We start from the raw sequence: 26,467 nt of genomic DNA on the forward strand, positions 1-26,467 counted from the left end.
GCCCCCTGCCTTGGCGCGGCATGGGGCGCGTCGTCACATTGGCGCCGCTGGCGGGTCCAGCGAGAATGCACAATGCACCGCGCGGTTCACGGCGACCGGCAGGACCGACATATGGGTCTCATCCGCATAAAGCTCGAACGAGGCGTTCAGGCCCAGATCGGACAGATGCGCCGCCATCTCACGCGCGGCTGATACGGTGCGGGTCCGCTTTTTCTGCGCCAGCCGGTCCGCTGCGCTCGCGCGGTCGCGCTGGAAGGGCGCGAGGTCACAGCCTTCCCATTCGCCCGCCGACAGATGTACCACCAGCGCCCGGCCTGTCGGATCGAAGGCTTTCAGGTGGTCCAGCAGAAAGCTGTCCTCCCATGTGATCGCGGGGCTGGCGGCGATCCAGTTGCGGAAGGCGTCGGGGCGGGTGAACATCAGCCAAAGCGCGAACAACCCGCCAAAGGAATGGCCGAAAAGCGATTGCCGTTCCCCGTCCAGCTGGACATGGGCGGCCAGAAACGGGCGGACATCTTCAAGGATGAAGCGCGCCATCTCGGCCCCGCCGCCGGTGCGGACCTCGGCGCCGCCGTCATGGAATGGCGGATAGGTCCGGCCCGGAGGCGGGCCAAGATCCCAGCTGCGGCGGAAGCTGTCATAGGCGTCATCGGTCGGATAGCCCACGGCGATCAGCGCGCCCCAGCCGACATTGGTGCCCTCGGGCCAGAAGGCCTGCGCGCGCATGATGTCGACCGCCGTGCCGATGACCGCATTGCCGTCCAGCAGCCACAGCGCTGGCCAGCCCGAAGGCGGGGCCTCGCCCGGCGGCAGCCACAGGAAGATGCGGCGGACAGCGCCGGTCACGCTGTCCGCCAGATCGAACCAACGGGTGCCGCCGCAATTGGCGACACCCTGATTGACCAGTTCCACCATGCTAGAACTGGCGGCTCAGCGTCAGGCTGGCCCGGCGACCTTCACCATAGGCGCAGCCGAGATTGTCATAGCAGAGGCCGTAATACTCCTTGTCGAAGACATTGGTGACGCCCAGATCCAGCGCGTATTGATCGGCCTCGTAACGCACGGCCAGATCGGCGGTGGTGTGCGAAGGCGTTTCGCGGCCGTTGAACTGCGTCGCATAGGCGTCCGACTGATAGCGGATCCCGCCGCCGATGGTCAGCCCCGGCAGCACCCGCGCCGCGTCCCAGTCCAGCCAGATCGAGATCTGATGATGCGGCGCCATGGCGTTTTCATTGCCCTTATTGCGCGCATCGGCAGATTCGGTGATTTCGGTGTCCAGATAGGTATATCCCAACACGCCCTGCAATTCGCCGGTCAGGCGGCCGCGCGCCTCCAGTTCCACGCCGCGCGAGCGGATCTCGCCCACCTGGGTCGCATGGGTATAGTCGATATTGCCGTTCTCGTCGAAATAGTAGTCCTTCACGTTCGTCTTGCGCAGATCGAACGCCGCCGCGCTGAGCAGCAGATCGCCCGACGCTGGCATATAGCGGACGCCGATCTCAAACTGATTGTTACGCGACGGTTTCAACGGATCGCCATCGATAGTCACCCCGGAGTTCTGGATGAAGCCCTGCGAGTAATTGACATAAGGGGCGACACCGTTGGCGAAGCGATGCGTCGCGCCGATCATACCTGTGGTCGCGGAATCCTTGCGCCGAGAGAAGGTCTTGGTCAGCCGGTTCTCGGCCTCGTTTTCCAGCCAGCTGCGGCGCAGGCCCGCCGTGATGGTCGTGCCCTGCCCCAGTTTCAGGTGGTTCTGAAGGTAGACCCCACTTTCGTTATAGGTCGTTTTGTTGCGTCCAGACAAAGCCGGGTCTGCCACGTCGAAGTCATAGGACATATCGCCCCACGGCATCGTATAGGCGCCGGTCTTGTAGTACTGCTCGGCGTCGCGCCTTGCGTGCTGATAATCCACCCCGACGGTCAGGCTGTTTTCGGCGGCACCGAAGGCGCGGCGCCATTCCAGATTGACATCGGCGCCGATGGTGCGGGCCTCCTCGACCTGACGGAAGGCGGTATAGCTGATGCCGGCCGCGCCCAGGCCGTCACGATAAAGGTGGCGATAATCGGTGTCCTGATGGGCATAGCGAAGGCGCGAATTCAGCACCAGCTCGGGCGAGAATTCATGCGTGATCTCCAGCCCCAGGGATTGCTGATCGGTCTTGAAATCGTTGTAGGGCGACCCGCGGTAGCCGAAATCATCGGGCAGCGTGCCAAGGGCGCTGTCGTAATCCTCGCCCGCAATGGGGAAGATAATGGCGGGCGTGCGGTCATCCTTCTGCACTTGCGCAAGCAGCGTAACCGAGGTGAAATCGCTGGGTGCCCAGGTCAACCCGCCCGCCAGGAAGGCCGGGTCCTGATCGGAATTGTCGACCTCGGTCGAGCCGTCGCGCCACAGCCCGGTGATACGCCCCGCCAGCGTGTTGCTGGCGTTCAGCACATTGCCGTAATCGAAGCCAACCTCGACCGAATCGTGGCTGCCATAGCCAAGCCGTGCCTCGGCCTTGCGTTCAAAAATGGGGCGCTTGGTGACCAGATTGACCATGCCGCCTGCGTCGTTCGACCCATACAGCACCCCCGCCGGACCACGCAGCACGTCGATCCGTTCCAGCATATAGGGATGCGAGGAAAACGCCGTGAAGCCGACCACCTTCTGCGGCAATCCGTCGCGATACAGCGCGCCCGATCCCAGATCGAAACCCCGGATCGAGAACTGGTCAAAGCGGTCATCCATCCCCCAGGTCGAGGCATTGACGCCGACCGTATATTTGATCGCATCCTCGACCTGCTCGGGGGCACGCCGGTCAAGCTCGGTCGAGGTGACGACGGAAATCGACTGCGGAACTTCCTCCAGCGGGACGCCGGACTTGACGCCGGTTTCGGTGCCGGGGGCCAGATAGCCGTCGATCTCGCCGGTGAAGGGCAGCGCCTGCAGGACGATTTCGGGCAGGACGATGGCATCGCCTGCCTGCTGTTCCTGCGAAAGCGCCTGCGCGGGCAGCACCACCAGCGGGATCAACGCAGTCGTGTAGCGCAACGAGCGCGAAAGCCCATGCTTGGCTGCGCGTGTGGATGATTTACGGGGCATAAGCGGGACTCCCAAGGCAAGAAATGGCAAGATCGGCGCGAGCCGGTCGATGAGTGCCTGGGGAAAGCCTTGGTGCCCGTGTCTATTGTTCATGCTCACAAAAAAGTCAACGCCGGGGCCTCGGGGGTTTCCGTTTGACTGCGTTTTCCCCCGCACGTAAATCTGCCCCGCCAGCCCCTTGCCAGCCAGATGACGAAATTTGACCAGGCGGGTGCGGCAATTCCGATCGGACGGGCAACTCTGTTGGCGATGACCATGCTGGGCGCGGCTGTGATGGCCTCGCTGGCGCTTGGCGCGCGTGAACTGGCCCTGTCCGAGGTCTGGGCGGCGCTGATGGGCGGCGGCAGCACCGAAACCGGCGCCATCGTGATGGAGATGCGGCTGTCGCGCAGCCTGACCGGGATCGCCGCCGGCGCCGCGCTGGCGGCCGCCGGGTTGGTGATGCAACAGATCACCCGGAACCCGCTGGCCGATCCGGGGATTCTGGGCGTCAATGCCGGCGCGGCGCTGGCGGTGGTACTGGCGATCTGGCTGCTGGATCTGACCCATCCGCTGACGCTGTCGGCCATCGCGGTGCTGGGCGCCGGGTTTGCGGCGCTGTCGGTCTTTATTCTGGGACGCGGCACGAAAGCCGGGGACCGCGCGGGCATCCTGCGGCTGACGCTGGCGGGCGTTGCAATCTCGGCCCTGTGCATGGCCTTCGTGTCGGCCATCGTGCTGCTGGATCAGGACACCCGCAATCTTTACCGCTTCTGGACCATCGGGTCGCTGGCGGGCGACGACGCGGGCCGGCTGGTATGGCTGTGGCCGCCGGTCGCGGCGGGGCTGATGCTTGCCGCATTGCTGGCGCGGCGCATCGACGCGCTGGCGCTTGGCGCAGAGACCGCCCGCAGCTTCGGCGTCCGCCCCGAGGCGACGGCAGCCCTTGCCCTGCTGGCGGTCGCGTTGCTGGCGGGGGGCAGCGTCGCACTGGCCGGGCCGATCGGATTTGTCGGGCTGATCGTGCCGCATCTGGCGCGCAGGCTGGTCGGGCCGTCGATCCTGCCGGGGCTGCTGACCGCTTGCCCCATGGGGGCGGCGCTTTTGCTGGGTTGCGACAGTATCGGGCGCATCGTCGCCCGCCCGGCCGAGATCCAGACCGGCATCATTCTTGCGCTGATCGGCGGCCCCGCCTTTCTGGCCCTGATCGGACGGGTGGCGCGATGAGGCGCGCGCCGGTCATCGCCGCCCTGCTGCTGGTGTTTCTGGCGGCGCTTTGCCTTGGCCGCAATCTGGTGACCATCCGTGACCTCTGGGAGGTGCTGCATCAGGGGCCAGAGGCGAAAGCGTGGTTTCTGGTCTGGGAGCTGCGCCTGCCCCGGCTGCTGACTGCCATCGGTGCGGGTGCTGCCTTCGGCATTGCAGGCGCGATCAGCCAGTCGCTGTTTCGCAACCCCCTTGCCGCGCCAGAGATGATGGGGGTGACGGCGGGCGCCTCGCTGGGTGCCGTCGCTGTGCTGCTGGCGGGGGCGAACGGCTTCGCTGTCGCCTCTGGCGCGGTCGGTGGCGCAGTGGCGGCGCCCGTCCTGCTGCTGGCGCTGGCGGGGCGTCAGCCCGAGGTCAGCCGCCTGATCCTGACCGGCATCGGCATTTCGCTGACCGCCAGCGCGATGACCGGGCTGCTGCTCAGCCGGGCCAGCGATACGGTTGCCGGCGATGCAATGCTGTGGCTGACCGGGTCGCTGAACGGGCGGCACTGGCAGCATGCGCGGCTGATATGGGCGGTCCTGCCGGTCCTGCTGCTGGTGGCGGCACTGATCGCGCGCCCGCTGGACAGGATGGAGATGGGCGACGATCTGGCGCAAAGCCTGGGTATCCCCGTCCACCTGACGCGGCCGGTTCTGGTGCTGCTGATTGCCGCGCTGATCGCGGCGGGCGTGGCGGTGGTCGGGCCGGTCGGGTTTGTTGGGCTGATGGCCGGGCCGATTGCGCGCAGGCTGGCGAATGGCGCGGGCCCTGATCTGATCGGCGCCGCGATGATCGGGGCGCTGATCATGCTGCTGGCCGATCTGATGGTCACGCTGTCTGCACCCTATGCCCTGCTGCCGGCGGGGGTCTTTACCGGGTTGATGGGCGCGCCCTGGCTGATCTGGCTGCTATGGCGCGGCGATATCGAAAGGAAAACGGCATGAGCCTTGCGGCCAGAAACCTGACACTCGGCTATGGCGGGCAACCGATCCTGCGCGATCTGGACCTGAACCTGCCGCAAGGACAGGTCACCGCCATCATCGGCCGAAATGGCTGCGGAAAATCGACCCTGCTGCGGGGCCTGGGTGGTCTGACCCGCGCCCAAGCCGGGCAGGTTCTGCTGGATGGCGACGATATTGCGACCCTGCGTCCCAAAGCCATCGCCCAGCGGATGACGCTGCTGCCCCAATCCCCCATCGCGCCCGAAGGCATTCGCGTGGCCGAACTGGTCGCCCGGGGCCGGACGCCATGGCTGCGCCCCTTTCGGCCGCCTGGACCAGAGGACCGCGCCGCCGTCACCCGCGCGATGGAGGCCGCCGCTGTCACCGATCTGCGCGATGCCCGCGTCAGCGATCTGTCCGGCGGGCAGCGTCAGCGCGTCTGGATCGCCATGGCGCTGGCGCAGGAAACCGGCTGGCTGCTGCTGGATGAGCCGACGACATTTCTTGACCTGCGCCACCAGCTCGATCTGCTGAAGCTGCTGCGGGCACTGAACCGACAGGACGGGCGCAGCGTCGTCATGGTTCTACATGACATCTCGCTTGCGGCGCGCTTTGCCGATCATGTGGTGGCGATGCGCGACGGTCTTGTGTTGGCGCAGGGCACGCCGCAATCGGTCATCGCGGACGAGATCTTGAGGCAGGTCTTCGGGCTGGAAACCAAGGTGATCGCCGACCCGCTGCACGGCGCGCCGCTGGTCCTGCCGCTTTGAGGGAGAAACGATGACACAGAACGACCTCACCCGCCGCCTGTTCCTGACACTTGCCAGCGCCGGCCTGACCCTGCCCGGCACCCTGCGCGCCGAAACCGGATGGCCGCGCCAGATCCGCCACGCGCTTGGCACCACAAAGCTGGACGAACCGCCCAAGCGCGTCGTGTCGGTCGGGTATCACGAGCAGGATTTTCTGTATGCGCTCGGCATCGCGCCTGTGGGCGTGCGTGAATGGTTCGGCGGCCACGACTTCGCGACATGGTTCTGGGCCGAGGAGACCCGCAAAACCCTGAACGCCACGCCCGAGGTCCAGAACGGATTCGAGGTGGATATCGAATGGGTCTATGCCCAGCAGCCCGATCTGATCGTCGCATCCTTCTTTAACCTGTCGCCGTCGGATTATCAGTTGCTGTCCGGCATCGCCCCGGTCATCGGCCCGCCCGAAGGCTTCCCCGTCTGGAGCGCGCCCTGGCAAGCCGAATTGCGCCTGATCGCCGAGGCCACCGGAACCGAGGCCAAGGCTCGCACGGTCATCGCCGGGATCGAACAGCAGATCAGCCAGCTGGCCGCCGCCAACCCCGAATTCGCCGGAAAGACGGCAACGATCGGCTTTTTCACCGATGGCCAATTCGTCGGATATCGCAGCGATGCCGGGGCCAATCTGCTGCTGAAACAGCTGGGGATGCACACCCCGCCAGAGTTCGACCGGCTGGTGCAGCCGAACGGGCAATTCTCGGTCAGCCCGGAGCGGATCGACCTGTTCGATATCGACGCCGTGCTGTGGCTGGTGGACCCGGAAACTGCGGCGCGCATTCAGGACATGCCGGTCTATCGACAGACGCGGCTGGCGCGCGAAAACCGCGCGATCTGGGCCGACCCGGAACTGACCGGCGCGCTTAGCTTCATGTCGCCCTTGTCGCTGCGCTATGCACTGGACCGGCTGGTTCCGCTGCTGCAAGACGCATTCGCCCGTCCCGCCCGGCCGGGTCCGACCGCGCCCGACGCCGGCTAGCTGAAACGCCAAAAGGCGCGCCGCACGCCCCAGGCGACGGCGCCGTGAAACCCCAGCGCGATCAGCGTGACCAGCGTCAGCGCCGCAAATGTCAGGTCGATGCGCATGCGGCCATTGGCGTGGATCATCACCGCGCCCAAGCCCTCGGACCCGCCGACCCATTCGCCGATCACAGCCCCAATCGGGGCATAGACCGCCGCCAGCTTCAGCCCGCTGCCCAGCATCGGCAGCGCCATGGGAATGCGGATGTGCCACATCTCGCGCCCGGCGCTGGCGCCCATGGTCCGCGCCAGATCCAGACAGGCCGGCGGGCTGCGCTGCAACCCGTCCAGAAAGGCCGAGGCGACGGGGAAAAAGCAGATCAGCGCCGTCACCGCGACCTTGGGCGCCATGCCATAGCCCAGCCACAGGGTCAGGATCGGCGCCAGCGCAAAAATCGGGATCACCTGCGAGATCAGCAGCACCGGCCGCAGCGCCGCAGCAAGGCGCGGCCAATAGGCCATCGCCACGGCCAGCCCCGCACCAAGGCCCGCGCCAAGCGCAAAGCCGGCGAGAATTTCGGCCAGCGTGGTCAGCGCCGCACTTGCCAGCACATCGCGATGGCTGAACAGCGCGCCGACGACCGCCACAGGCCCCGGCAGCAGAAAGGGTGGCAGGATCAGCCCCTGCCACAGCGCCAGCAGGCCGATGGCGACCGGGATCGCGGCGGGGATCTGGCGCGCCTTCATGCCGGCTCTCGGGCCAGCAGCCGGGCGATTAACGCCGCCTGGCAGGCCATCACCTGGGGATCGGTGGCCGGGCGCGGCGCGGGCATGTCCGGGGTTTCGGCCGGGAAAAGCCCCGCCGGTGTCAGCAGGGCGATGTGGTCGGCCAGCCGCGCGGCCTCGGCGGGGTCATGCGTGACCATCAGCACCGTGCGCCCGCCCAGCAGTTCCGCCGCGAGATCCTGCATCGCCAGCCGCATCCGCATGTCGAGCGCCGAAAAAGGCTCGTCCAACAGGACCAGCGGACGATCCTCCATTAGGGTGCGTGCCAGTGCCACGCGCTGCCGCTGGCCGCCGGACAGTTGAGCGGGGCGCTTGGCGGCGTGGTCCTGCAACCCGGTCCGGGTCAGGATGTCGTCAAGGCGGTCCGCATCGGCGCGCGTGCCCCGCAGCCGCGACCCGAGCGCCGCGTTCTGCCGCACGGTCAGCCAGGGCAGCAGCCCCGGATCCTGCGCCATCAGAGCAGCTGGCAGGGGGGTGTCGATCCGGCCGTCGAAACAGCCGTCGATGGGCAGCCCGGCGATCAGCCGCAGCAGCGTCGATTTGCCGACACCGGAATCGCCCAGAAGCGCGGTCCATCTGCCCGGTGCCAGATCCAGCCGGATCGGCGGAAACAGCGCCTGCCCCCCGATCCGCACCTGCCCGGACAAGCTGACGATGCCAACTGCGGCTGGCCCGTTCATGGCTGGCCGAGTTCCCAGAATGCCGCCTCCAGCCGGGTTGCGGTGGCGAAGCGGCCGGCAAGCTGGTTCCAGCGCGGCAGGGTTTCGGGCGCCGGACCCAGCCGGTCGGCCACCGCGCGGTCGATCAGCGCGCCAGTATCGCGGCACAGCTGCTGGTATTCGTCGCCGCCATAGGTCTCGATCCAGTCGCGATAGGGGGTGTCGGCGGCCTGCCCGAGCAGCCGCGCCCCGATTTCGCCATAGCCCAGCACGCAGGGCGCCAGCGCCGCGAGCAGGTCGAGGAAATCGCCTGAATAGCCGGCCTCGAGCACGAAGCGGGTATAGGCGAGGTTTTGGGGCGCTTCCTCGGTCGCGGCAAGCGCGGCGCGGGATATGCCCGCCGCCTCGCAGATGCTGACATGCAGCGCCATTTCGTGATGCAGCAGCGCGTGGACGGTGGCACTGGCGGCCTGCATTTCCGCCAAGGTGTCGGCCTTGACCACGGCCAGAGACCAGGCGCGAGAAAAATGCATCAGGAAAACATAATCCTGACGCAGATAGTTCAAAAACCCGGCGCGCGGCAGGCTGCCGTCACCCAGCCCTTCGACGAAGGGGTGCCGGGTATAGGCCTGCCACGGCGCCGCGCAGGCTTCGCGCCATGACGCGAAGCTGCGGCCATAGTCGGGTGCGTTCATTCCGCAGCCCCCGGATCCAGTGCCAGCGCCGAAACCGGCAGCTGGCTGTCGATCAGACCGGCCTCATGCAGGAACGCCTCGAACCGGGCATAGCGGCCGTGATCCAGCGCCGCCGGGCTGTGGGCAAAGCGCGGCAGCGTATCGCCCCAGGCCTGGGTGTTCAGCTCGTCCGAGAGATCGGGCGCCGTCGCCGCGAAGACCGCCTGCGCGTCCTTCGGGTGGTTCAGCATGTATTCGTTGCCGCGCTCGATCGCGGCGAGGAAGCGGCTGACGCGGTCGCGGTCGAGGGTTTCGGAATTGGCGATAAAGATCAGCTCATCATAGCTGGGGAGGCCTTCTTCCTCGGGGTAGAAGCAACGGCCTTCGCCGCCGGCCAGCCGCATCTGCGTCAACTCGAAGTTACGAAAGGCGCCGATGACCGCGTCGACCTGTCCGGTCAGCAATGCGGGGACCAGCGACCAGTTCACGTTCACCATTTCAATGTCTGTCAGCCCAAGATCGGCGGGCCGCAACATGGCGGCCATCACCGCCTCCTCGACACCGGCGACGGAATAGCCGACTTTGCGACCTTTCAGGTCCGCCACGGTCTGCACGGGGCCATCGGCCTTGACCAGCAGGCAGTTCAGCGGCGTCGCCACCAGCGTGCCGACACGGACCACTGGCAGGCCTTCATGGACCTGCAGATGCAGCTGCGGCTGATAGCTGACGGCCAGATCGGCCTTGCCGGCGGCGACCAGTTTGGGCGGCTCGGCCGGATCGGCGGGGGCGACGATTTCGACTTCCAACCCCTGATCGGCGAAGAAGCCCTTTTCCTGCGCCAGCACAATCGGGGCGTGATCGGGATTCACATACCAGTCGAGGATCAGCGTCAGCTTGTCCTGCGCCATGGCGGGCAGCGCGAAATTCAGACCGGCGGCCAGTACGGTCGCAAAGCGGGTGAGGGTCATCAGGTGTCTCCTTCAACGATATCGGGTGTGTCGGCCAGCAGGGCGATCTCGCCCGGCCAGACGGTGCGCAGGCGGTCGGCGGCGCGCCAGGCGCGCAGGCCGGAACGGCAGGCCAGAACGGCGCGCTGACCCGGCGCGGGCAGCGGACCGCCGGGGCCGAAATCGGCGACTGTCAGGCGGTGGGCATGGGCGGCGGCGGGGCGCGGGGCCTCTGTCTCGTCGCGCAGATCGGCCACGAAATCGTAGGGGGCGATATCGGAACTGGCGATAAAGCGATAGGCCGCCTGCGGTTCCGCAGTGCCGTCGAAACGAAAGCTGGCGCTGCGATAGTCGCGCAAGTCATGGCGCATGAGTTGCCCCAGCGGCGAGGGCGTCAGCCCCAGCACCTGCGCCAGCGCCATCTGCGCCTGAAGCGCCCCCAGCATGCCCACAACCGGCCCCAGCACCCCGGCGCTGGCGCAGGTGGCAAGGTTGTCGGGCAGATCGGGAAACACCGCGCGCAGCGACGGCGCGCCGCCGCAGAAGCCGCCGACATAGCCCGACATTCCCAGCGCCGAGGCCGAAATCAGCGGCTTGCCCATCGCAAAACACAGATCCGAGAGCATATAGCTGACGGCGAAACTGTCGGCGCAATCCAGCACCAGATCGGTCCCCGCCACCAGCGCCGGGGCATTCGCAGGCGTGACCCAGGCCACATGCGGCGTGACATGCACCTGCGGGTTCAGGGACTGCAGGAAGGCGGCGGCTGCAACGGCCTTGGGCCGGCCCAGTGCGGCGCCATAAATCGGCTGGCGGTGGAGGTTGGTCTCCTCGACGCGGTCGGGATCGACAAGCGTGATCCGCCCTATTCCGGCCCCGGCAAGATACTGGATCGCCGGCACGCCAAGCCCACCCGCGCCGATGACCAGCACATGCGCAGCCATGATCCGGGCCTGCCCTTCATTGCCCACCTCGGGCAGGATCTGCTGGCGGGCATAGCGGCTCATCCCGCCACCCGCAGCCAGTCGCGGACCCGCGCCTCGGGGTCAGGGTTCAGGGTGATATCGGTCACGGCAGCGGCGATATCGGCCCCCGCAGCAAAGGCCAGCTGCGCGCGTTCGGGCGTCATCCCGCCAATGGCAACCAGCGGCACATCACCAATCCGGGCCTTCCATTCCGTCAGCTTTTCAACGCCTTGCTGGTGCCATTTCATCTTCTTCAGGATCGTCGGCCATACCGGACCCAGCGCGATGTAATCAGGCCGCAGCGCCAGCGCGCGGTCCAGTTCGGCCTCGTCATGTGTCGAGATGCCCAGCCGCAGCCCGCCGTCGCGGATCGCCGCCAGATCGGCAAGGTCCAGATCCTCCTGCCCCAGATGGACCCAGTCGCAGCCCTCCTCCAGCGCGATCTGCCAATGGTCGTTGACCACCAGAACCGCACCCGCCGTCCGGCACAGATCGTGGGACCGGCGGATCTGGTCGCGGAGGTCCGGCAAGGGGCGATCCTTCAGGCGCAGCTGCACCAATCGCACGCCGAGCGGCAGCATCCGGGCCAGCCAGTCTGCATCGTCAAAGATCGGGTAGAAACGCGGCAGGTTCATTCGAGAAAGGCCTTTCCGATGACGGGGGTCGAGGGGGCGGCCATGTCGCGGGCATCCATCGGGTCGGCGGTGAAGGCGGCGCGCCCAGCCTCGACCGCCAGCGCCATGGCGCGGGCCATGGCGGCAGGATCGCCCGCGCGGGCCACGGCGCTGTTCAAAAGCACGGCGTCAAAGCCCATCTCCATCGCCTGCGCCGCGTGCGAGGGCAGCCCGATCCCCGCGTCGACGACCAGCGGCACATCGGGGAAATGCGCCCGCAGGCTGCGCAGACCATACGCATTGTTGATCCCCCGGCCCGAGCCGATGGGCGCGCCCCAGGGCATCAGCACCTGGCAACCGGCATCCAGCAGCCGGGCGCAGACGGTCAAGTCTTCGGTGCAATAGGGGAAGACCTCGAAACCGTCGGCCGACAGAATCGTGGCGGCTTCGATCAGGGCCACGACGTCGGGCTGCAAGGTGTCGGCATGGCCGATCACCTCCAGCTTGATCCAGCTTGTGCCGAACAGTTCACGCGCCATTTGGGCGGTGGTGACGGCTTCCTTGACGGTGTGGCAGCCGGCGGTATTGGGCAGGATGCGGGCGCCCAGACCGGAAACGAGATCCCAGAACCCCTGCCCGCCCCCCGCCTCGCGGCGCAGGCTGACGGTGGCGATGCCGGGACGGGCGGCGCGGAAGGCATCCGCCAAAATCGACGGCGAGGGATACTGCGCCGTCCCCAGCATCAGCGCGCTATCAATTTCGGTGCCATAGAAGACCGGCATCGCCTAGCCCCCCTGCATGGGGGCAAGGACCTCGATCCGGTCGCCCTCGGTGATCGGGGTGTCGGGGCGCATGGGCGCGGGCACGAAGTCGCCGTTGCGGGCGGTCGCGACCTTTGGGCCGAAGCCCTGTTCGACCAGCAGCGCGGCCATGGTCGCCGCTGCGGTCTGGCAGGGCGCACCGTTGAGGGTGATGTTCATTGCGCAACCTCGTCCATGAATTCGGGGATGGCGCCGGTTTCCAGATGCTCGGCGGCCATGGCGGCAACTGCGGGCGCCAGAAGAAACCCGTGCCGATACAGACCGTTGGCGAACAAAGTTCCACCCTGATGGCGCAGCCGGGGCAGATTGTCAGGGAAGGCCGGGCGTGCATCGGCGCCGGTTTCCAGCACCTCTGCCTCGCCAAAGGCCGGCAGCAGCGCATAGGCGGCGCTGAGCAGTTCCAGCACCGAGCGCACTGTGACCACGCCCCGCCGGTCGCTTTCGATCATCGTCGCGCCCAGCATGAAGATGCCATCGCCGCGTGGCACGATATACAGCGGGATGCGCGGATGCAGCAGCCGCACCGGGCGCGACAGCGTGACCTCGGGGCAGCGCAGGACCATCATCTCGCCGCGCACGCCGCGCAGATCGGGCAGTTGGTCGCGGGCCGCCAGACCGCGCGCGTCGATGATGTGGTCGGGTTCTGTGTCGGGCGGGGTCGCGTGCAGGGTCACACCCCGCGCCTGCAGGTTCTGGCGCAACGCCCCCAGCGCGTCACGCGGGGACAGATGCGCCTCGTCTGCATAGAACAGGCCACTGGCAAAGCGCCCGGACAGATCCGGTTCCAACGCTGCAATCTCATCAGCGTCCACCAGGCGATGGCCCCGGCTGCGCCGGGCAAAGCGGTCCAGTTCGGCCCGGTCGCGGGTTTGGGCCAGTACCAGCGTACCCCGGTGTTGCACGCCGCCGGCATGACGATCCCACCAGCCGATGGCATCAAGGCCCAAGCGCTCGACCGGCTCCTCGGCCGATTCGCCTTCGCAATAGGGCGCGAGCATGCCACCCGCCCACCAGGAACAGCCATGCGGGCCGGGGCCGATTTCGGGATCGACCAATTCGACCTGATGACCGCGTGCGGAAAGTTCGGTGGCGATGGCAAGGCCCATGACGCCGGCCCCCAGGATGCGAGTCATACTCATGTCAGTTCCTTCCATACGGCGTGAAAATGATGCACCGGGCCATGTCCGGCACCGATCCGAAGGCCGTCAGCGGCGGAAATGGCAGCGTGTACATAGGCATGGGCGCGGGCCACCGCCTGCGGCAGCCCCATGCCCTGCGCCAGCCCTGCGGCGATGGCCGCCGACAGGGTGCAGCCGGTGCCGTGGGTGTTGTGGGTGGCGATCCGGGGGGCGCGAAAGACCTCTTCCTCTGGACCGATCAAATGGTCGGTGCAGACCCTGCCTGCGGCATGACCGCCCTTCATCAGCACCCATTCCGGCCCCAAAGCCAGCAGCGCCCTGCCCTGCGCCTTGACGGCCACAGGAACCGCATGAGGGGTGCCCTTCAGCAGTGCTGCGGCCTCGGGCAGGTTCGGGGTCAGCAGCGTGGCCAGCGGCAAAAGCTCCTCGCGCAGTGCCGCGACCGCCTCGGCCGCAAGCAGCCGGTCGCCCGATTTCGCCACCATGACCGGGTCCAGTACGACCGGCAGGCCGCTGCCGCGCAGACCATCGGCCACGGCGCGGATCACCTGCGGATCGCCCAGCATGCCGATCTTGATCGCGCCAACCGCAAGATCGTCCAGCACCGCCGCGATCTGCGCCCTTACCAGTCGGGGTGATACGAGTTCGAACGCAGTCACTGCGCGCGTATTTTGCGCCGTCACCGCCGTCAGCACACTCGCCCCATAAACGCCGAGCGCCGAGAATGTCTTCAGGTCTGCCTGGATCCCGGCACCGCCGCCGCTATCGGATCCTGCGATGGTCAATGCTATCGCGGTCACGTCGCCCCCATTTGTCGACCGGCGAATGGGCTCTGGGGGAATCACGATACCGCGCGCAATCGGCAGGCGTCGCCAAGCTACCCGTTCCCTCCGCCGGTATTAACCGGATCAGGTTCGATGGGTTGGCTATTGCCTCTCAGCCCAGACCGCAGCCCGGGCACCCCAACGAGTAAGTGGCGCGCAGGCTAGGCGGAAACTTCCGCCACGGCAAGGGGTGTTTGACAGCACCGCCAGATCCTGAGCTTGGACCGCAGGGCACAAAGCACTGAAACGAAGCCCTGCTGATCGGGGCCGTTCAGCAAGGCGCGCCGGCCCGCTCAGGTCTTGGCGTTGTCAATCGCGGCTTTCGAGGTCAGCCGGCGCACGAACCGCACCCCGGTCTGTTCTCGCAGCATACGTTGGGACGCACGTCTCAGGCCGACCTCTTCCAGGATCACCTCTGCCCGGTAATGGACAGTATAGATGTCACGTCCTTCGGGCAGCGGCTTGTTGCGCAGCTTGCCGCCCAGAATGAAATGCTGGTCCTCGGGCAGCTCGTTCCAGTCCAGCCCGGCGCGGCGTATCGCCACAGGCAATGACAACTGGTCCAGATAGGGCCGCCGCTTGGGGATCGCCTCGACCCGGTCCAATTGGCGGGCAGTGTCATACCAGACATCGGCAAAGCGCCCCTGCGCGCCGGCCTGTTCTGGAAACACCACCAGACCAGAACTGAAATAGGGGATCGAGCGGTGATTCTGGCGCATCAGCCGCACGCGTTCGGTCGGGACTGGCATGTCGAACGCGCCATAAACATCGTTCCAGATGGTCTGCTTGGCCCAGACCATCGACGCCGCGACGGAACAGCTTACCGCACCGCCGCAGACGAGGTTATCCGGCGAATTGGCACGCAGGAACAAAACGTCACTGTCGACAAAGGCCGAAAACTCGCTGTCGCGAGGTTGCAGCGCCGAGATGATCTTGTTGCCATGCGGATAGGGCTCGTCCCACATGCCCTCGGTCTTCATCGGCCGGATCTCGGCCCCCATCAGCTCATGCGCCTTGAAAACCGCAGGGTGCAGTTCGTCCATCCGGTGTTCCGGGCAATAGCCGATGGCGGCGACATCATCGCCGAAGTTGGTGCGGATCGAGGCCAGCAACGTGCAGGCCATGATCTGATATTCCGGCGGCTCGACGATATAGAAGAAGGTCAGTCTGGGCATGGGATCCATGAATACGGCAAGTCTCTGAACACTTTAGGCCTTCCCGGCGACCGCACTGTCAACCGCAGGCAGGACAATAGCGTTAAAAATCCTGACGCTACATGTCGTGACGACGCACATGCAGCGCACAAAATGACAGCAATGTCTGGAAAATTTGCGCCCCGGCCCCAAGGGGTCGTTCGGGCTTGGAATGGTAGCGGAGGAGGGATTTGAACCCCCGACACAAGGATTATGATTCCTCTGCTCTAACCAGCTGAGCTACTCCGCCCCAAGCAACCCGCTTCGGGTGTGGGCGATGTATGGGAGGGCAGCGGAGGCGTCAAGAGGATTTTGGCGTTTTCTTGTCAGTTTCCATGCTTCCCGAAGGGCAGCGCGCGAAGCCGTGTCCGGTGTCCTGGCCGAAGTAGATTTAGCCTTCACCCTGCAGACCACCTGCCAGCAGCACGCCCTGTCCCGGCGAGCCGCCCCGTCCCTTCCCCGCGAGATTGCCGAATACTGCCTATTCCGGCCAGACCTGCCGCATCGCGCCTGAAGCGATCAGCGCGCCGGGGGTGATGATCGCGACCGCGCCCATATGGTTCCAGCAATCCTCGGCAGAGGTCGCATGGCGACACAGCCGGTTATCGCTCCAGTTCTCCAACAGCTTTTCGCGCAGCGCCGAATTGGCCGCACCCAGATCGCGCAGCTTGACCGGCTGGCCCAGCAACACGCCGAACTTCTTCGCGGCTTCAAAGGGCAATTCGGCATTGTAATATGCGGCATTACCGAAGGTGCGCCGCTCGTCAAAGGGCGCGCCATAGGCGGAGAGCAGGGCAAAACTGGCGACCGGCCCCATCTCCATCTGCTTGCCCGGTGCATTCACATCCAGCGCGTCGATGCGGTAGACGGCATATTCGTCCGGGGCCAGACCGTCGATATATTCGTACAGCATCCGCTCGGTCACGCCTTCGTTCCTGTCAACGATGACCACGCGCGGATCGCCGCTGGCCGTGCGCAGGATCCCGACCGAGGACCAGTTGGCCCCCTCGGCCTGCCGGATCATCTCGTCGAGATCGTCAAGTCCATTACGGAAGATCAGATCGCCCGGTCGCCAGTCCCATTCGGCTTCGCGCATGACCTCGGCCCAGTCGACCGTCTGCGCCGTCGCGCAAATGGGAAATACCAGGAACGGAAAGACACGCAGGATCGCAGGCATCGGACGCCCCCTTTTTGACTGGTCGGCCCTTACCTTAGGCACCCCAGCCCGGCGGGCAACCGCCGGGGCAGCAACACACGGGCGCGTCAGCCGCGCGCCTTCACCACCTGCAACAGCGGCATCACATCGGCCATTTCCGGCCCCGACGCCTGCCCGGTCAGCGCCTTGCGCAGCGGCATGAACAGGCCCTTGCCCTTGCGGCCGGTCTCCTGCTTCACTGCGGCGGTCCATTCGCCCCAGGTCGCATCCGTATAGGGCGGCGGCGGCAGCAGGGTCATCGCCTGGGCGATGAAATCCGCGTCCTCGGGGGCGATTTCGGGTTCGGCGCCCTTGCTGAAAATCTCCCACCACGGGCCGAGATCGTCCAGCTTGGTGATGTTATGGCTGGCCACGCGCCAGAAGCGCTCGGCCAGATCGTCCGGCACGCCCAGCGCCTTGATGCGGTCTTGCACGGCATCGAAGGGCAGCGACTGGTTGCGGTGGCGTGTCAGCGGCCACAGGTCCTCGGCATCGAATTTCGTCGGCGAGGCGCCGAAATGGGACAGGTCGAAGCTGGCGGCGATTTCGTCCATCGACAGCAGCTCAACCGGCTGCGACGACCCCAGCCGCGACATCATCGACACCAGCGCCTCGGGCGCGACGCCGGCATCGCGCAGGTCCTTGATCGCCAGCGAGCCAAGACGCTTGGACAGTTCTTCACCCTGCGCGCCGGTCAACAGGCTGTGATGGGCGAAATTCGGCACCTTGCCGCCCAGTGCCTGAATGATCTGGATCTGGGTCGCGGTATTAGTCACATGGTCCGAGCCGCGCACGATATCCGTCACGCCCATATCGCTGTCATCGACGGACGACGCGAAGGTATAAAGGACCGTCCCATCGGTGCGGATCAGCACCGGGTCGCTGACCGAGGCCGCGTCGATGGAAATATCGCCCAGAATGCCGTCCGTCCACTCGATCCGGTTCTGATCCAGCTTGAAACGCCAGTAGCCGTCGCGCCCCTCGGCACGCAGTTTTTCCTTATCGACGTCCGACAGCGCCAGCCCCGCGCGGTCATAGACCGGGGGCTTGCCCATGTTCAGCTGCTTCTTGCGTTTCAGGTCCAGCTCTGTCGGGGTTTCGAACACCTCATAAAGTTTGCCATCCGCACGAAGCTGTTCTTTCGCTTCCTCGTACCGGTCCAGCCGCTTCGACTGCTGCTCGATCCGGTCCCAGCTGATCCCCAGCCATTCCAGATCGCGCTTGATCCCGTCCATGTATTCCTGCTTGGACCGTTCGGTATCGGTATCATCAAAGCGCAGGATAAAGGTGCCGCCGGCCTTCTTCGCGATCAGATAATTGAAAAGCGCCGCGCGCAGGTTGCCGACATGGATATGCCCCGTGGGCGAGGGCGCAAAACGGGTGGTGGTCATGGCTGTGTTCCTTTGGACCCGCTTCCTCTTTCACATGGGGTCGATTTTGTCCATATCAGGGGCAGTATTCGGGGGAAGAAGATGACCGACTGGACAGACGCCACCGCACCATCAGATGACGACATCGAAGCGATTGCCCGTCAGGTGATCGAAACCCTGCCCGCAGCCTTCGCGCCCCATGCCAAGGATGTCGTCCTGCGCGTCGAGGAATTCGCCGATGACGCCATGCTGGACGAGCTGGAGATCGATGACCCGTTGGAGCTGACCGGCATCTATGACGGCATCCCGATGACCGAGAAGGCGGCGTCCTCGCCCCAGCATTTCCCCGACACGATCTGGCTGTTCCGGCGTGCCATCATCGACGAATGGGCGGAACGCGGCGATGTCACGCTGGCCGATCTGGTCGCCCATGTGACGGTCCACGAACTGGCCCATCATTTCGGCTGGTCGGATGACGATATCGCGAAAATCGACCGGTGGTGGGAATGACTCAGGCGCCCATCCTGACGGTGACGCTGAACCCGGCGCTGGATATTTCCACCGGTGCCGAAAAGGTCGTGCCGGATGTGAAGCTGCGCTGCGACGCGCCGGTCGTCGATCCGGGCGGCGGCGGCATCAATGTCAGCCGCGCGATCCGGATCGTGGGCGGGCAATCGACCGCCTTCGTGGCGCTTGGCGGCACCACCGGGCGCCGTCTGGCCGAACTGCTGGAAGCCGCGGGCCTCGACTGGCGCGAAATGCGCGCCCCGGGCGAAACCCGCCAGTCGCTGGCCGTCATGGACCGCGACGCCGCCCTGCAATACCGCTTCGTGATGCCGGGGCCGGAATGGCAATCGGGCGATGTCGGCAAGTCCATCGCCCATATCATTCAGGCCGCGCAGCCCGGCGGGCTGGTGGTGCTGTCGGGGTCGAACCCGCCCGGCGTGCCCGATGACTACGCCGCGCTTCTGGCCGCGAAGCTGGCCGATGGCGATGCCGGGCTTGTCGTCGATACATCCGGCAAGGCCCTGCGCGCCGTGGCCGATGGCGGCCACAACTTCGCACTGCTGCGCATGGACCGCGAAGAGGCCGAGGGGCTGGCCGGCCAACCCCTGCCCGAACGCGCCGATACCGCGCGCTTTGCCGCCTCGCTGGTCGAGGCCGGGGCGGCGCAGGCGGTGATCGTGGCGCGCGGCGGTGATGGCAATATCATCGCCACGCCCAAAGGCGCGTGGCACGCCGAAGCGGCGAAGGTCGATATTGTCAGCAAAGTGGGCGCGGGCGACAGTTTCGTCGCTGGCTTCACCTTGGGGCTGGCGCGCGGCCTGCCCCCCGATCAGGCGCTCGGGCTTGGGGCGGCGATGGCCTCGGCCACCTGCATGACACCTGCGACCGAACTGTGCCGGGCCGAGGATGTCGAACGGCTGTTCGCCGCCCGCGTCGTAACGGCGCTATGACGCGCGCGCCTCGTGCCTTCATCGCAGACACCACGGCGCTTGTCCTGTTCTTCACCGCGACCGGCATCCTGAACGAGCGCTTCATCGCCGGTATGAGTTGGTCAGAGGTCGCACAGGCCAGAATCCTCGGCGCGGCCCTTATGCTGCCCGTCGCACGCCCCTATGGCATCTGGCGCGACTGGGTGATGCGGCGCGCCGGACCCGGCCGGCTGTCGCGCCTGCTTTGGGACAGCGTCGCGCTTGTCAGCTTTCAGGTGCCGATCTATGGCGCGATCATCTGGATCAGCGGCGCATCCGGCGCAGGCTTCTGGCGCGGTGTGCTGGGGGCCGCCGTGATGATGCTGGCACTTGGCCGCCCCTATGGCGCGTTTCTGAACTGGATCCGCCGCCTGTTCGGCCTGCCCCCCGGCGGCAAAAAGCCGATGAGCCTCAACAGCGACTGACAGCCCGCCCAACCAAACGCCCGGCCCCAACGAACAGGGCCGGGCGGTTTCGTTAAGCGCAGCGCTGCGTTTATCCGGCGGCTTTCAGCAACTCTCGTGCCGCCAGCTTTCCAAGCGCATTGCCCGCCAGCGGACTGTCGCCGGTCAGCATCTTGCGATCCTGATGCACCTCGCCCGAAATATCGTCATTCACGATCTCGAACCCCATGCCCTTCAGCCTCTCACCGAATTTCCACGTCAGATGACCGGGCATATAACCCATGTCAGGCGTCTGCGCGTCCAGCGAATCCGGGAAAGCGCAGATCCGGTAGCCATCATACAGACCCGCGCCCTCTGCCGCGAGAAACGCCGCCGGCCCGTGGCACAGTGAGATGACGTGCTTGTCAGCACCCGCCGCCCATTCCAGCACGGCTTTCACATCCTCGCTTTCAGGCAGGCCGATCAGCGCACCGTGGCCGCCCGGGATGAAGACCGCGATATAATCCGAATCCGGTCCCAGCCTATCCGCCACCGCATCCGCGAGCTTCAACGGCTGCTTGAAGGCCCCGGCATGTTTGCGGAAGAAGCCTTTGACCTCTTCATCTTCGGACGGCATGGCCCAATGCTCGAACTTCACCGGGTTGCCGGACACCGTCGCGATGTCAAAGTCAAAGCCCGCCTTGTCCATGTGGTACATCGGCAGCAGCGTTTCGACCGGATGATTGCCGGTTGAAAACATGGTGCCGTTATCGGTCAGCAAATAACGTTCATCCGCGCCGATCACCAGAACCTTCCAGCGCCCCCCATTGTAAGGCGTCTCATAATCTGCGCCGCTCAGATCCGACTTTGGCGCGGTAAATTCGCCCAGCGAATATTCGGAGGGGAAGAACGCGTTATCCTCTGCCGGGTCTGGTTGCGGCTTCTTGCTCTTGTCGTCGGAGTTGGCCATGGCAGCCTCCTTCATCTCTGATCCGCGGTAAAACGGTCAACTCTGGGGGAATGTTCCAATCCGATTGCCGCAGCCTTGGGTTTCGTGGCATCGGTTCCGGGCACCACATGGGAAAGAACAATGCGCGCCCTGATCCAACGAGTTTCCGACGCCTCTGTCACCGTAGACGGGCGCGTTACCGGCAAGATCGGTCCGGGCCTTCTGGTGCTTGTCTGCGCCATGCAGGGCGACGATGTGCAAGCGGCGGAAAAGCTGGCGGCGCGGGTGGCCAAGCTTCGGATCTTCCGGGACGAGAACGACAAGATGAACCGCTCGCTTCTTGATACCGGCGGCGCGGCGCTGGTTGTCAGTCAGTTCACGCTGGCCGCCGATACCCGTTCAGGCAACCGTCCCGGCTTTTCGACCGCCGCAGCGCCTGAGCAAGGCGAAAGGCTGTATCTGCACTTCGCCCAGTCGCTTCGCAGCATGGGAATCGCCGTCGAGACGGGCGAATTCGGTGCCGACATGCAGGTGGCCCTGACCAATAGCGGGCCGGTCACGATCTGGATGGACACGGCCGACCGCGCCTGAAAAGCGATGCGCGACTGCGAAATACCTTTGATTGCGCCGCGAGCGATTTCCGCATAAGCCGCGCGACATGAAGAGAAAAACGGCAGAGCTGCTTCGGATCACCGCCTTTTGCGCGGTGCTTTTGCCGTTCCTGCTGTCCTCGCTGATCGCCAGCGGGTTCATGCCCACCAGGTCCGCAGATGGCGCGATCACGCTGGTGATCTGCACCGGAGGCGGCCCGGCCGAAATACTGGTCGATCCCGTCACCATGCAGCCCGTGGACCCGGCCGGCAAAGACCCACATGACGAGCACAAGCCGACCTGCGCATGGGCCGCAAGTCAAGCCGCTTTTGACGCCCCGCTGCTGCCCGTGCTGGCCCGACCGCTGCGCCGGTCATATGCGTTAAACGCCCCCTTCACTGCCACAACCCTGATCGGCGCCCGCGGCACCGGATTGCCCCCGGCCACCGGGCCACCGCTTTCCGCCTGACGGTTATTTTCCCAATACCTTCAGACTGGATCTAAAACATGACTGACCTGACCAACGGGGCCGCTGCCCCGCAATCTGCCACGCCCGCATCGGGCGGCGTGGCCAACCTTTACCGTGCCGTCTGGCGCTGGCATTTCTATGCCGGGCTGCTGGTGCTGCCCTTCATGATCTCGCTGGCGGTGACCGGTGCGATCTATCTGTATCACAACGAAATCGACCGCTGGTTCCACGCCGATTTCATGCAGGTGACGCCGGGCGACCAAGCCCTGCCGCCGACCGAGCTGGTCGCAGCCGCGTTGTCCGCCCAACCCGGCACAGCGGTCAAATACACCGACCCCGCCCGCGACGATCTGTCGACCCAGATCACCATTCAGCCCGAGACAGGCCCCCGCATGGCCGCCTATGTAAACCAGTACAACGGTGAGGTGCTGGAGGTGCGCGAGGACCGCACCACCATCGGATGGACGGTGCGTCTTCTGCATTCGTTCCGCCTGTTGGGTGCCACGCCCCGCATGATCATCGAGATCGTCGCCGGCTGGTCGATCCTGCTGGTCGCAACGGGGATCTGGCTGTGGTGGCCGCGCGGACAGAAGGGCGGCGTCGTCTCGGTCCGCGGGACGCCCCGGCGCCGTGTCTTCTGGCGCGACCTGCACGCGGTGACCGGTATTGGCATCGGTGGCTTTATCGTCTTTCTGACGCTGACAGGGCTGCCCTGGTCCTCGGTCCTGGGGGCGAAAGTGAACCAATGGGCGAACGGCCACAATTTTGGCTATCCTGCCGGGTTGCGGATCGATGTGCCGATGTCGGACGAGCATCTGGATCACGTGGCGAAAACCTCGTGGACGCTGGAACAGGCGCAGATCCCCGAGGCGACGCAACCGCACGGCGCAGCACCGATCAGCATCGACGCGGCTGTCGAGACCTTCGATCGTCTTGGCATGCATCGGGGCTATTCGGTGGCACTGCCGACCAAGCCCAGCGGCGTCTATTCCGCCTCGGTCTATCCCGATGACCTCGACCAGCAGCGCGTTGTCCACCTGGATCAGTACAGCAACGAGCCTCTGATCGACATGAGCTATGCCGATTACGGCCCGCTGGGTCGCGGCTTGGAATGGGGGATCGGCACCCATATGGGTCAGACCTTCGGGGTGGTGAACCAGATCGTCCTGCTGATTGCCTGCGCGGGCATCGTGCTGCTGTCGGTCAGCGCCGGGGTGATGTGGTGGAAGCGGCGGCCCTCGGGCAGCCTTGGCGTGCCGCCTCTGCCCGCGGACCGGCGGGTGTTCATCGGGCTGTTCGCCCTGCTGGCCATCGGCGGGGTGTTGTTCCCGCTGACCGGCCTGTCGCTGGTGGTGATGATCGGGCTGGACCTGATCTGGCAGCGGCTGAGCACGCCCGGACGGTCTGCACCGCAGGCATAGCGCCCCTTGGCCGCCCGTGTGAGGGCGGCCATTCCCACGGGCAGGCTTGACTTTTCGGGGCGCCGCCCTCATCTAGCGCCAAACCCGTGTCGCGTGCTGCCGCGTGTGCAGCCAGTCGCGCCGGGTCTACCACAGGGTCCCACCGACACGCAGGGGCACCGCCGGGCCGCCGTATCATGGTCCGCACCCCTTTAGCGGCAATTGCCGCCACGCCGCGCCCGATACGGGCGCGCGGCCGTAATGCAAGTGTTTGAATATGGATAATGAATATCGTCGCCCGCGCCGCGGGCAGAAACCGCGCCCTGGCGCCCCCCGCTCGGCCCGTCCGGCCGATGTGCAGGCGCGCCGTGCGCCCGCCCGTGAACCCGTCGCCGCAGGCCCCTTCTTCGACATGGGGATCGACGCGCGGATCAATGCCAACCTGGCCCCGATGGGCCTGACCGAGCCCACGCCCATTCAGGCGCAGGCCGTTCCGCATATCGTCGCCGGCAAGGACCTGCTGGGCCTGGCCCAGACCGGGACCGGCAAGACCGCGGCTTTCTCGCTGCCGATGCTGACCCGGCTGATCGCCCATGGCCGCAAGCCCGACCCGCGCAGCTGCCGGGCGCTGATTCTGGCGCCGACGCGCGAACTGGCCACCCAGATCGCCCAATCGGTCGAAAGCTTCGCCGAGGGTACGCCCATCCGCGCCTTCCGCGTGGTTGGCGGGGCCTCGATCAATGTGCAGATCACCCGTCTGGAACGCGGCGTCGACGTGCTGATCGCCACGCCGGGCCGGCTGATCGACCTGCTGGACCGCAATGCGGTCGACCTGTCCAAGACCGAGTATCTGGTGCTGGACGAGGCAGATCAGATGCTGGACATCGGCTTTATCCACGCGCTGCGCCGGATCGCGCGGACGCTGCCGCGCACGCGCCAGACGCTGCTGTTTTCGGCCACCATGCCGAAGCTGATGGAAGAACTGGCCGGCACCTATCTGACCGATCCGGTCCGCGTTCAGGCCAACCCGCCCGGACGCCCGGCCGACAAGATCGAACAGGGGGTGCATTTCGTCAATCAGGGCGACAAGGCCTCGCTTCTGGCGGAATACATGTCCAAGCATCCGGGCGAGCTGGCCATCGTCTTCGGCCGCACCAAATACGGGTCGGAAAAGCTGGCCAAGCTGCTGGAAAAATGGGGCTTCTCGGTCGCCGCGATCCACGGGAACAAGTCGCAGGGTCAGCGCGAGCGTGCTTTGGCCGCGTTCCGTGAAGGCAAGACCCAGGTGCTGGTCGCCACCGATGTGGCCGCGCGCGGGTTGGATATCCCCGAGGTTGCGCATGTCTATAACTTCGACCTGCCGAACGTGGCGGAAAACTATGTGCACCGCATCGGGCGCACTGCGCGTGCCGGTCGCGATGGCCGCGCCGTGGCCTTCTGCGCCCCCGGCGAGATCGGCGAATTGCGTGACATCGAAAAGGCGATCAAGGCCCAGATCCCGGTGATCGGCGGCGAGCCCCCGATCGAGCGCAAGGCACCCCCGCAGGGTCGCGGTCGCGGTGCGCCGAAGCCCCGTCAGGGTGGCGGCGATGCGCCGCAGAAGCGCGCTGCGCGTCGCCCCTCGCGCCGGCCCAAGGCCGAGCAGAAGGGCTGAGGCCTTCGGACAAATAAAAGCGCCGCCGGATCATCCCCGGCGGCGTTCTTCGTTCAAGCAAGCCGCAGGCGCAGCCGGGGCAGTGACAGCGCCGCTGCACCCCAGGCCAGCAACGCACAAAGCGCAATCGCCGGCACCATCGTGGCCGATGTGTTGTCCATGAACGGCCCCACCAGCGCGATCATCACGCCACCGGTCAGCATCTGGAAAGTCCCCCCCAGCGACGAGGCCAGCCCGGCGATATCGGGATGCGGATCAAGCGACATGACCATGGCCGTAGGCAGCACCAGCCCCAGGAAGGCATTGGCGACAAACAGCCCCGCCATGACCACCGGCAACTGGTCGATTCCCAGCCACACCACCACCGTCAGCGCCGATGCCACGACTGCAAAGCCGGTGATGGCGACCGAGATCACCCGCTCCATCCCGAAGCGTTCGGCCAGACGCGCGGCGAATTGCGAGGCGCTGAAAAAGCCGATCGCATTGGCCGCGAAGGCCAGCGAAAAGCCCGTCGGGCCAAGGCCGTATTGCGTGGTATAGACAAAGCTGGCGGTGGACAGGAACACGAAGAAGCTGGCCATGCCGAAGCCGCCGATCATCGTCAGCCCCATAAAGCGGCGATCCGTCAACAGCCTGCGCGCGCCCGCGATCATGGGCGCGATGCGGACCGGCTGACGGTTTTCCTTGGGCAGTGTTTCGGGCAGGACGAACAGGATCAGCGCCAGACTGACAACAGCCGCGCCCGCCAGAACGGCGAAGATCTCTCGCCAGCCGCCCCATGTCATCACCAGCGATCCGGTCAGCGGCGCCAGCATCGGCGAGATCGAGATGACGATCATCACCGCCGCCATCATCCGCGCCGCACCCGGACCGGTGGACACGTCACGAATGACGGCACGCGGCACCACCATCAACGTGGCCGCGCCAAGACCCTGCAACCCGCGCGCCGCGATCAGCCAGCCGATGGTAGGCGCGCGTGCGGCGGCGATGGTGGCGATCAGAAAGATCACCACGCCGATCACCAGCGGACGCTTGCGCCCGATGGCGTCGGCCATGGGGCCATAGATCATCTGGGCAATACCGAAGACGATGAAATATGAGGTCAGCGTCTGCGCGGCGCGGGCCTCGGTCGTGTTCAATTGCGCCGCCACCTCGGGCAGCGCGGGAAGATACATGTCGATCGCGAAGGGACCGACGGCGGAAAGAAGGCCCAGCACAAGGGCCATGCGAAACAGCGGGTCACGCATCGTGATCACCTGAATGTAGCAGATATGGAAAAAGACGGCGCGGAATCGCGCATGAAAGGTGAAGCCACCGCCGCCGGAATGCCCTTTTGCCCG

Annotated in this window: 28 protein-coding genes, 1 tRNA gene and 1 riboswitch; of the genes, 11 read left to right on the forward strand and 18 right to left on the reverse strand. The window is 65.9% G+C overall.

Annotated elements, in window-relative coordinates:
* Window positions 1–33: 33 nt before the first annotated feature.
* Together G7044_RS09235 and G7044_RS09240 are read right to left on the reverse strand one after the other, a co-directional pair.
* Window positions 34–915 carry an alpha/beta hydrolase gene (locus G7044_RS09235; protein ID WP_166328191.1) on the reverse strand — a complete coding sequence of 294 codons (882 nt, stop codon included), beginning with the start codon at window positions 913–915 and terminating at the stop codon, window positions 34–36.
* Window position 916: 1 nt separating this feature from the next.
* Window positions 917–3,088: a TonB-dependent siderophore receptor gene (locus tag G7044_RS09240; RefSeq protein ID WP_166328193.1), complete on the reverse strand. Its 2,172-nt coding sequence runs from the start codon at window positions 3,086–3,088 to the stop codon at window positions 917–919.
* A 189-nt stretch (window positions 3,089–3,277) separates the two neighbouring features.
* Between G7044_RS09240 and G7044_RS09245 the strand changes: the two genes are divergently transcribed.
* From G7044_RS09245 to G7044_RS09260, 4 genes are read left to right on the forward strand one after another with little or no spacing between them, the layout of a single operon-like run.
* Window positions 3,278–4,294 (forward strand): FecCD family ABC transporter permease, encoded by a 1,017-nt coding sequence (locus G7044_RS09245; protein WP_166328195.1) that lies wholly within the window; start codon window positions 3,278–3,280, stop codon window positions 4,292–4,294.
* Window positions 4,291–5,259: a FecCD family ABC transporter permease gene (locus tag G7044_RS09250; RefSeq protein ID WP_166328197.1), complete on the forward strand. Its 969-nt coding sequence runs from the start codon at window positions 4,291–4,293 to the stop codon at window positions 5,257–5,259. Before G7044_RS09245 ends, G7044_RS09250 begins: the two co-directional genes overlap by 4 nt.
* Window positions 5,256–6,026 carry an ABC transporter ATP-binding protein gene (locus tag G7044_RS09255; RefSeq protein ID WP_166328199.1) on the forward strand — a complete coding sequence of 257 codons (771 nt, stop codon included), beginning with the start codon at window positions 5,256–5,258 and terminating at the stop codon, window positions 6,024–6,026. Before G7044_RS09250 ends, G7044_RS09255 begins: the two co-directional genes overlap by 4 nt.
* A gap of 10 nt (window positions 6,027–6,036) precedes the next feature.
* A complete protein-coding gene (locus G7044_RS09260; protein WP_166328201.1) occupies window positions 6,037–7,038 on the forward strand; it encodes an ABC transporter substrate-binding protein in 1,002 nt (333 codons plus the stop codon).
* Here the strand turns inward: G7044_RS09260 and G7044_RS09265 are convergent.
* The 14 genes from G7044_RS09265 to gltX form a co-directional block, all read right to left on the reverse strand.
* On the reverse strand, window positions 7,035–7,766 hold the full coding sequence (locus G7044_RS09265) for an ABC transporter permease (protein WP_207630243.1): 732 nt from the start codon (window positions 7,764–7,766) through the stop codon (window positions 7,035–7,037). The two genes, G7044_RS09260 and G7044_RS09265, sit on opposite strands and share 4 nt — an antisense overlap.
* Complete coding sequence (locus G7044_RS09270) at window positions 7,763–8,485, reverse strand: ABC transporter ATP-binding protein (protein ID WP_166328203.1); 723 nt, start codon at window positions 8,483–8,485, stop codon at window positions 7,763–7,765. The genes G7044_RS09265 and G7044_RS09270 overlap by 4 nt, the downstream gene beginning before the upstream one ends.
* Window positions 8,482–9,159, reverse strand: a complete 678-nt coding sequence (locus tag G7044_RS09275; protein WP_166328205.1) for a TenA family protein — start codon at window positions 9,157–9,159, stop codon at window positions 8,482–8,484. The genes G7044_RS09270 and G7044_RS09275 overlap by 4 nt, the downstream gene beginning before the upstream one ends.
* Window positions 9,156–10,106 (reverse strand): ABC transporter substrate-binding protein, encoded by a 951-nt coding sequence (locus G7044_RS09280; protein ID WP_166328207.1) that lies wholly within the window; start codon window positions 10,104–10,106, stop codon window positions 9,156–9,158. Before G7044_RS09280 ends, G7044_RS09275 begins: the two co-directional genes overlap by 4 nt.
* Window positions 10,106–11,092: a HesA/MoeB/ThiF family protein gene (locus tag G7044_RS09285; RefSeq protein ID WP_166328209.1), complete on the reverse strand. Its 987-nt coding sequence runs from the start codon at window positions 11,090–11,092 to the stop codon at window positions 10,106–10,108. Before G7044_RS09285 ends, G7044_RS09280 begins: the two co-directional genes overlap by 1 nt.
* Entirely contained in the window at window positions 11,089–11,685 is a 597-nt protein-coding gene (locus G7044_RS09290) for a thiamine phosphate synthase (protein WP_166328211.1), read from the reverse strand. The genes G7044_RS09285 and G7044_RS09290 overlap by 4 nt, the downstream gene beginning before the upstream one ends.
* Window positions 11,682–12,446 carry a thiazole synthase gene (locus G7044_RS09295; RefSeq protein ID WP_166328213.1) on the reverse strand — a complete coding sequence of 255 codons (765 nt, stop codon included), beginning with the start codon at window positions 12,444–12,446 and terminating at the stop codon, window positions 11,682–11,684. The genes G7044_RS09290 and G7044_RS09295 overlap by 4 nt, the downstream gene beginning before the upstream one ends.
* A gap of 3 nt (window positions 12,447–12,449) precedes the next feature.
* A complete protein-coding gene (thiS, locus tag G7044_RS09300) occupies window positions 12,450–12,644 on the reverse strand; it encodes a sulfur carrier protein ThiS (RefSeq protein ID WP_166328215.1) in 195 nt (64 codons plus the stop codon).
* Window positions 12,641–13,624 (reverse strand): glycine oxidase ThiO, encoded by a 984-nt coding sequence (thiO, locus tag G7044_RS09305; RefSeq protein WP_166328217.1) that lies wholly within the window; start codon window positions 13,622–13,624, stop codon window positions 12,641–12,643. The genes thiS and thiO overlap by 4 nt, the downstream gene beginning before the upstream one ends.
* The gene (thiD, locus tag G7044_RS09310; protein ID WP_166328219.1) at window positions 13,621–14,424 is read right to left on the reverse strand and encodes a bifunctional hydroxymethylpyrimidine kinase/phosphomethylpyrimidine kinase; all 804 of its coding nucleotides are present in this window, start codon (window positions 14,422–14,424) and stop codon (window positions 13,621–13,623) included. The genes thiO and thiD overlap by 4 nt, the downstream gene beginning before the upstream one ends.
* A 68-nt stretch (window positions 14,425–14,492) precedes the next feature.
* Window positions 14,493–14,599: riboswitch (TPP riboswitch) on the reverse strand.
* 142 nt (window positions 14,600–14,741) lie between these two features.
* Window positions 14,742–15,623: a hypothetical protein gene (locus G7044_RS09315; RefSeq protein ID WP_166328221.1), complete on the reverse strand. Its 882-nt coding sequence runs from the start codon at window positions 15,621–15,623 to the stop codon at window positions 14,742–14,744.
* Window positions 15,624–15,814: 191 nt separating this feature from the next.
* Window positions 15,815–15,891: transfer RNA gene (locus tag G7044_RS09320), tRNA-Met, on the reverse strand.
* A gap of 231 nt (window positions 15,892–16,122) precedes the next feature.
* Window positions 16,123–16,818: a C40 family peptidase gene (locus G7044_RS09325; RefSeq protein WP_166328223.1), complete on the reverse strand. Its 696-nt coding sequence runs from the start codon at window positions 16,816–16,818 to the stop codon at window positions 16,123–16,125.
* Between the two features lie 86 nt (window positions 16,819–16,904).
* Window positions 16,905–18,227 (reverse strand): glutamate--tRNA ligase, encoded by a 1,323-nt coding sequence (gene gltX / locus G7044_RS09330; RefSeq protein ID WP_166328225.1) that lies wholly within the window; start codon window positions 18,225–18,227, stop codon window positions 16,905–16,907.
* Window positions 18,228–18,308: 81 nt separating this feature from the next.
* Here gltX and G7044_RS09335 point away from each other — a divergent pair, with 81 nt between their 5' ends.
* The 3 genes from G7044_RS09335 to alaE are packed head-to-tail and all read left to right on the forward strand — an operon-like array spanning window position 18,309 to window position 20,106.
* Window positions 18,309–18,716, forward strand: coding sequence for a metallopeptidase family protein (locus G7044_RS09335; RefSeq protein ID WP_166328227.1), 408 nt, complete (start codon window positions 18,309–18,311; stop codon window positions 18,714–18,716).
* Entirely contained in the window at window positions 18,713–19,663 is a 951-nt protein-coding gene (locus tag G7044_RS09340; RefSeq protein ID WP_166328229.1) for a 1-phosphofructokinase family hexose kinase, read from the forward strand. The genes G7044_RS09335 and G7044_RS09340 overlap by 4 nt, the downstream gene beginning before the upstream one ends.
* Window positions 19,660–20,106, forward strand: a complete 447-nt coding sequence (alaE, locus tag G7044_RS09345; RefSeq protein WP_166328231.1) for an L-alanine exporter AlaE — start codon at window positions 19,660–19,662, stop codon at window positions 20,104–20,106. Before G7044_RS09340 ends, alaE begins: the two co-directional genes overlap by 4 nt.
* 70 nt (window positions 20,107–20,176) lie before the next feature.
* Here the strand turns inward: alaE and hchA are convergent, their stop codons facing one another.
* Window positions 20,177–21,034, reverse strand: coding sequence for a glyoxalase III HchA (gene hchA, locus G7044_RS09350; protein WP_166328233.1), 858 nt, complete (start codon window positions 21,032–21,034; stop codon window positions 20,177–20,179).
* A gap of 120 nt (window positions 21,035–21,154) precedes the next feature.
* Here hchA and dtd point away from each other — a divergent pair, with 120 nt between their 5' ends.
* The 4 genes from dtd (at window position 21,155) to G7044_RS09370 (ending at window position 25,127) form a co-directional block, all read left to right on the forward strand.
* A complete protein-coding gene (gene dtd, locus G7044_RS09355) occupies window positions 21,155–21,604 on the forward strand; it encodes a D-aminoacyl-tRNA deacylase (RefSeq protein WP_166328235.1) in 450 nt (149 codons plus the stop codon).
* A 67-nt stretch (window positions 21,605–21,671) separates the two neighbouring features.
* Window positions 21,672–22,073 (forward strand): DUF2946 family protein, encoded by a 402-nt coding sequence (locus G7044_RS09360; protein ID WP_166328237.1) that lies wholly within the window; start codon window positions 21,672–21,674, stop codon window positions 22,071–22,073.
* A gap of 38 nt (window positions 22,074–22,111) precedes the next feature.
* Window positions 22,112–23,494, forward strand: a complete 1,383-nt coding sequence (locus tag G7044_RS09365) for a PepSY-associated TM helix domain-containing protein (protein ID WP_166328239.1) — start codon at window positions 22,112–22,114, stop codon at window positions 23,492–23,494.
* Window positions 23,495–23,885: 391 nt separating this feature from the next.
* Window positions 23,886–25,127 (forward strand): DEAD/DEAH box helicase, encoded by a 1,242-nt coding sequence (locus G7044_RS09370; RefSeq protein WP_235931242.1) that lies wholly within the window; start codon window positions 23,886–23,888, stop codon window positions 25,125–25,127.
* A 53-nt stretch (window positions 25,128–25,180) separates the two neighbouring features.
* Here G7044_RS09370 and G7044_RS09375 read toward each other — a convergent pair whose 3' ends face one another.
* A complete protein-coding gene (locus tag G7044_RS09375; protein WP_166328243.1) occupies window positions 25,181–26,374 on the reverse strand; it encodes a multidrug effflux MFS transporter in 1,194 nt (397 codons plus the stop codon).
* Window positions 26,375–26,467: the final 93 nt, after the last annotated feature.

This window comes from Paracoccus xiamenensis, from assembly GCF_011308835.1.
Taxonomy (GTDB): Bacteria; Pseudomonadota; Alphaproteobacteria; order Rhodobacterales; family Rhodobacteraceae; genus Paracoccus; species Paracoccus xiamenensis.

Bases quoted from the DNA above. Each gene is read 5' to 3' on its own strand.
- G7044_RS09235 (WP_166328191.1), bottom strand. From the start codon at position 915: ATGGTGGAACTGGTCAATCAGGGTGTCGCCAATTGCGGCGGCACCCGT.
- G7044_RS09240 (WP_166328193.1), bottom strand. From the start codon at position 3,088: ATGCCCCGTAAATCATCCACACGCGCAGCCAAGCATGGGCTTTCGCGC.
- G7044_RS09245 (WP_166328195.1), top strand. From the start codon at position 3,278: ATGACGAAATTTGACCAGGCGGGTGCGGCAATTCCGATCGGACGGGCA.
- G7044_RS09250 (WP_166328197.1), top strand. From the start codon at position 4,291: ATGAGGCGCGCGCCGGTCATCGCCGCCCTGCTGCTGGTGTTTCTGGCG.
- G7044_RS09255 (WP_166328199.1), top strand. From the start codon at position 5,256: ATGAGCCTTGCGGCCAGAAACCTGACACTCGGCTATGGCGGGCAACCG.
- G7044_RS09260 (WP_166328201.1), top strand. From the start codon at position 6,037: ATGACACAGAACGACCTCACCCGCCGCCTGTTCCTGACACTTGCCAGC.
- G7044_RS09265 (WP_207630243.1), bottom strand. From the start codon at position 7,766: ATGAAGGCGCGCCAGATCCCCGCCGCGATCCCGGTCGCCATCGGCCTG.
- G7044_RS09270 (WP_166328203.1), bottom strand. From the start codon at position 8,485: ATGAACGGGCCAGCCGCAGTTGGCATCGTCAGCTTGTCCGGGCAGGTG.
- G7044_RS09275 (WP_166328205.1), bottom strand. From the start codon at position 9,159: ATGAACGCACCCGACTATGGCCGCAGCTTCGCGTCATGGCGCGAAGCC.
- G7044_RS09280 (WP_166328207.1), bottom strand. From the start codon at position 10,106: ATGACCCTCACCCGCTTTGCGACCGTACTGGCCGCCGGTCTGAATTTC.
- G7044_RS09285 (WP_166328209.1), bottom strand. From the start codon at position 11,092: ATGAGCCGCTATGCCCGCCAGCAGATCCTGCCCGAGGTGGGCAATGAA.
- G7044_RS09290 (WP_166328211.1), bottom strand. From the start codon at position 11,685: ATGAACCTGCCGCGTTTCTACCCGATCTTTGACGATGCAGACTGGCTG.
- G7044_RS09295 (WP_166328213.1), bottom strand. From the start codon at position 12,446: ATGCCGGTCTTCTATGGCACCGAAATTGATAGCGCGCTGATGCTGGGG.
- thiS (WP_166328215.1), bottom strand. From the start codon at position 12,644: ATGAACATCACCCTCAACGGTGCGCCCTGCCAGACCGCAGCGGCGACC.
- thiO (WP_166328217.1), bottom strand. From the start codon at position 13,624: ATGAGTATGACTCGCATCCTGGGGGCCGGCGTCATGGGCCTTGCCATC.
- G7044_RS09315 (WP_166328221.1), bottom strand. From the start codon at position 15,623: ATGCCCAGACTGACCTTCTTCTATATCGTCGAGCCGCCGGAATATCAG.
- G7044_RS09325 (WP_166328223.1), bottom strand. From the start codon at position 16,818: ATGCCTGCGATCCTGCGTGTCTTTCCGTTCCTGGTATTTCCCATTTGC.
- gltX (WP_166328225.1), bottom strand. From the start codon at position 18,227: ATGACCACCACCCGTTTTGCGCCCTCGCCCACGGGGCATATCCATGTC.
- G7044_RS09335 (WP_166328227.1), top strand. From the start codon at position 18,309: ATGACCGACTGGACAGACGCCACCGCACCATCAGATGACGACATCGAA.
- G7044_RS09340 (WP_166328229.1), top strand. From the start codon at position 18,713: ATGACTCAGGCGCCCATCCTGACGGTGACGCTGAACCCGGCGCTGGAT.
- alaE (WP_166328231.1), top strand. From the start codon at position 19,660: ATGACGCGCGCGCCTCGTGCCTTCATCGCAGACACCACGGCGCTTGTC.
- hchA (WP_166328233.1), bottom strand. From the start codon at position 21,034: ATGGCCAACTCCGACGACAAGAGCAAGAAGCCGCAACCAGACCCGGCA.
- dtd (WP_166328235.1), top strand. From the start codon at position 21,155: ATGCGCGCCCTGATCCAACGAGTTTCCGACGCCTCTGTCACCGTAGAC.
- G7044_RS09360 (WP_166328237.1), top strand. From the start codon at position 21,672: ATGAAGAGAAAAACGGCAGAGCTGCTTCGGATCACCGCCTTTTGCGCG.
- G7044_RS09365 (WP_166328239.1), top strand. From the start codon at position 22,112: ATGACTGACCTGACCAACGGGGCCGCTGCCCCGCAATCTGCCACGCCC.
- G7044_RS09370 (WP_235931242.1), top strand. From the start codon at position 23,886: ATGGGGATCGACGCGCGGATCAATGCCAACCTGGCCCCGATGGGCCTG.
- G7044_RS09375 (WP_166328243.1), bottom strand. From the start codon at position 26,374: ATGCGTGACCCGCTGTTTCGCATGGCCCTTGTGCTGGGCCTTCTTTCC.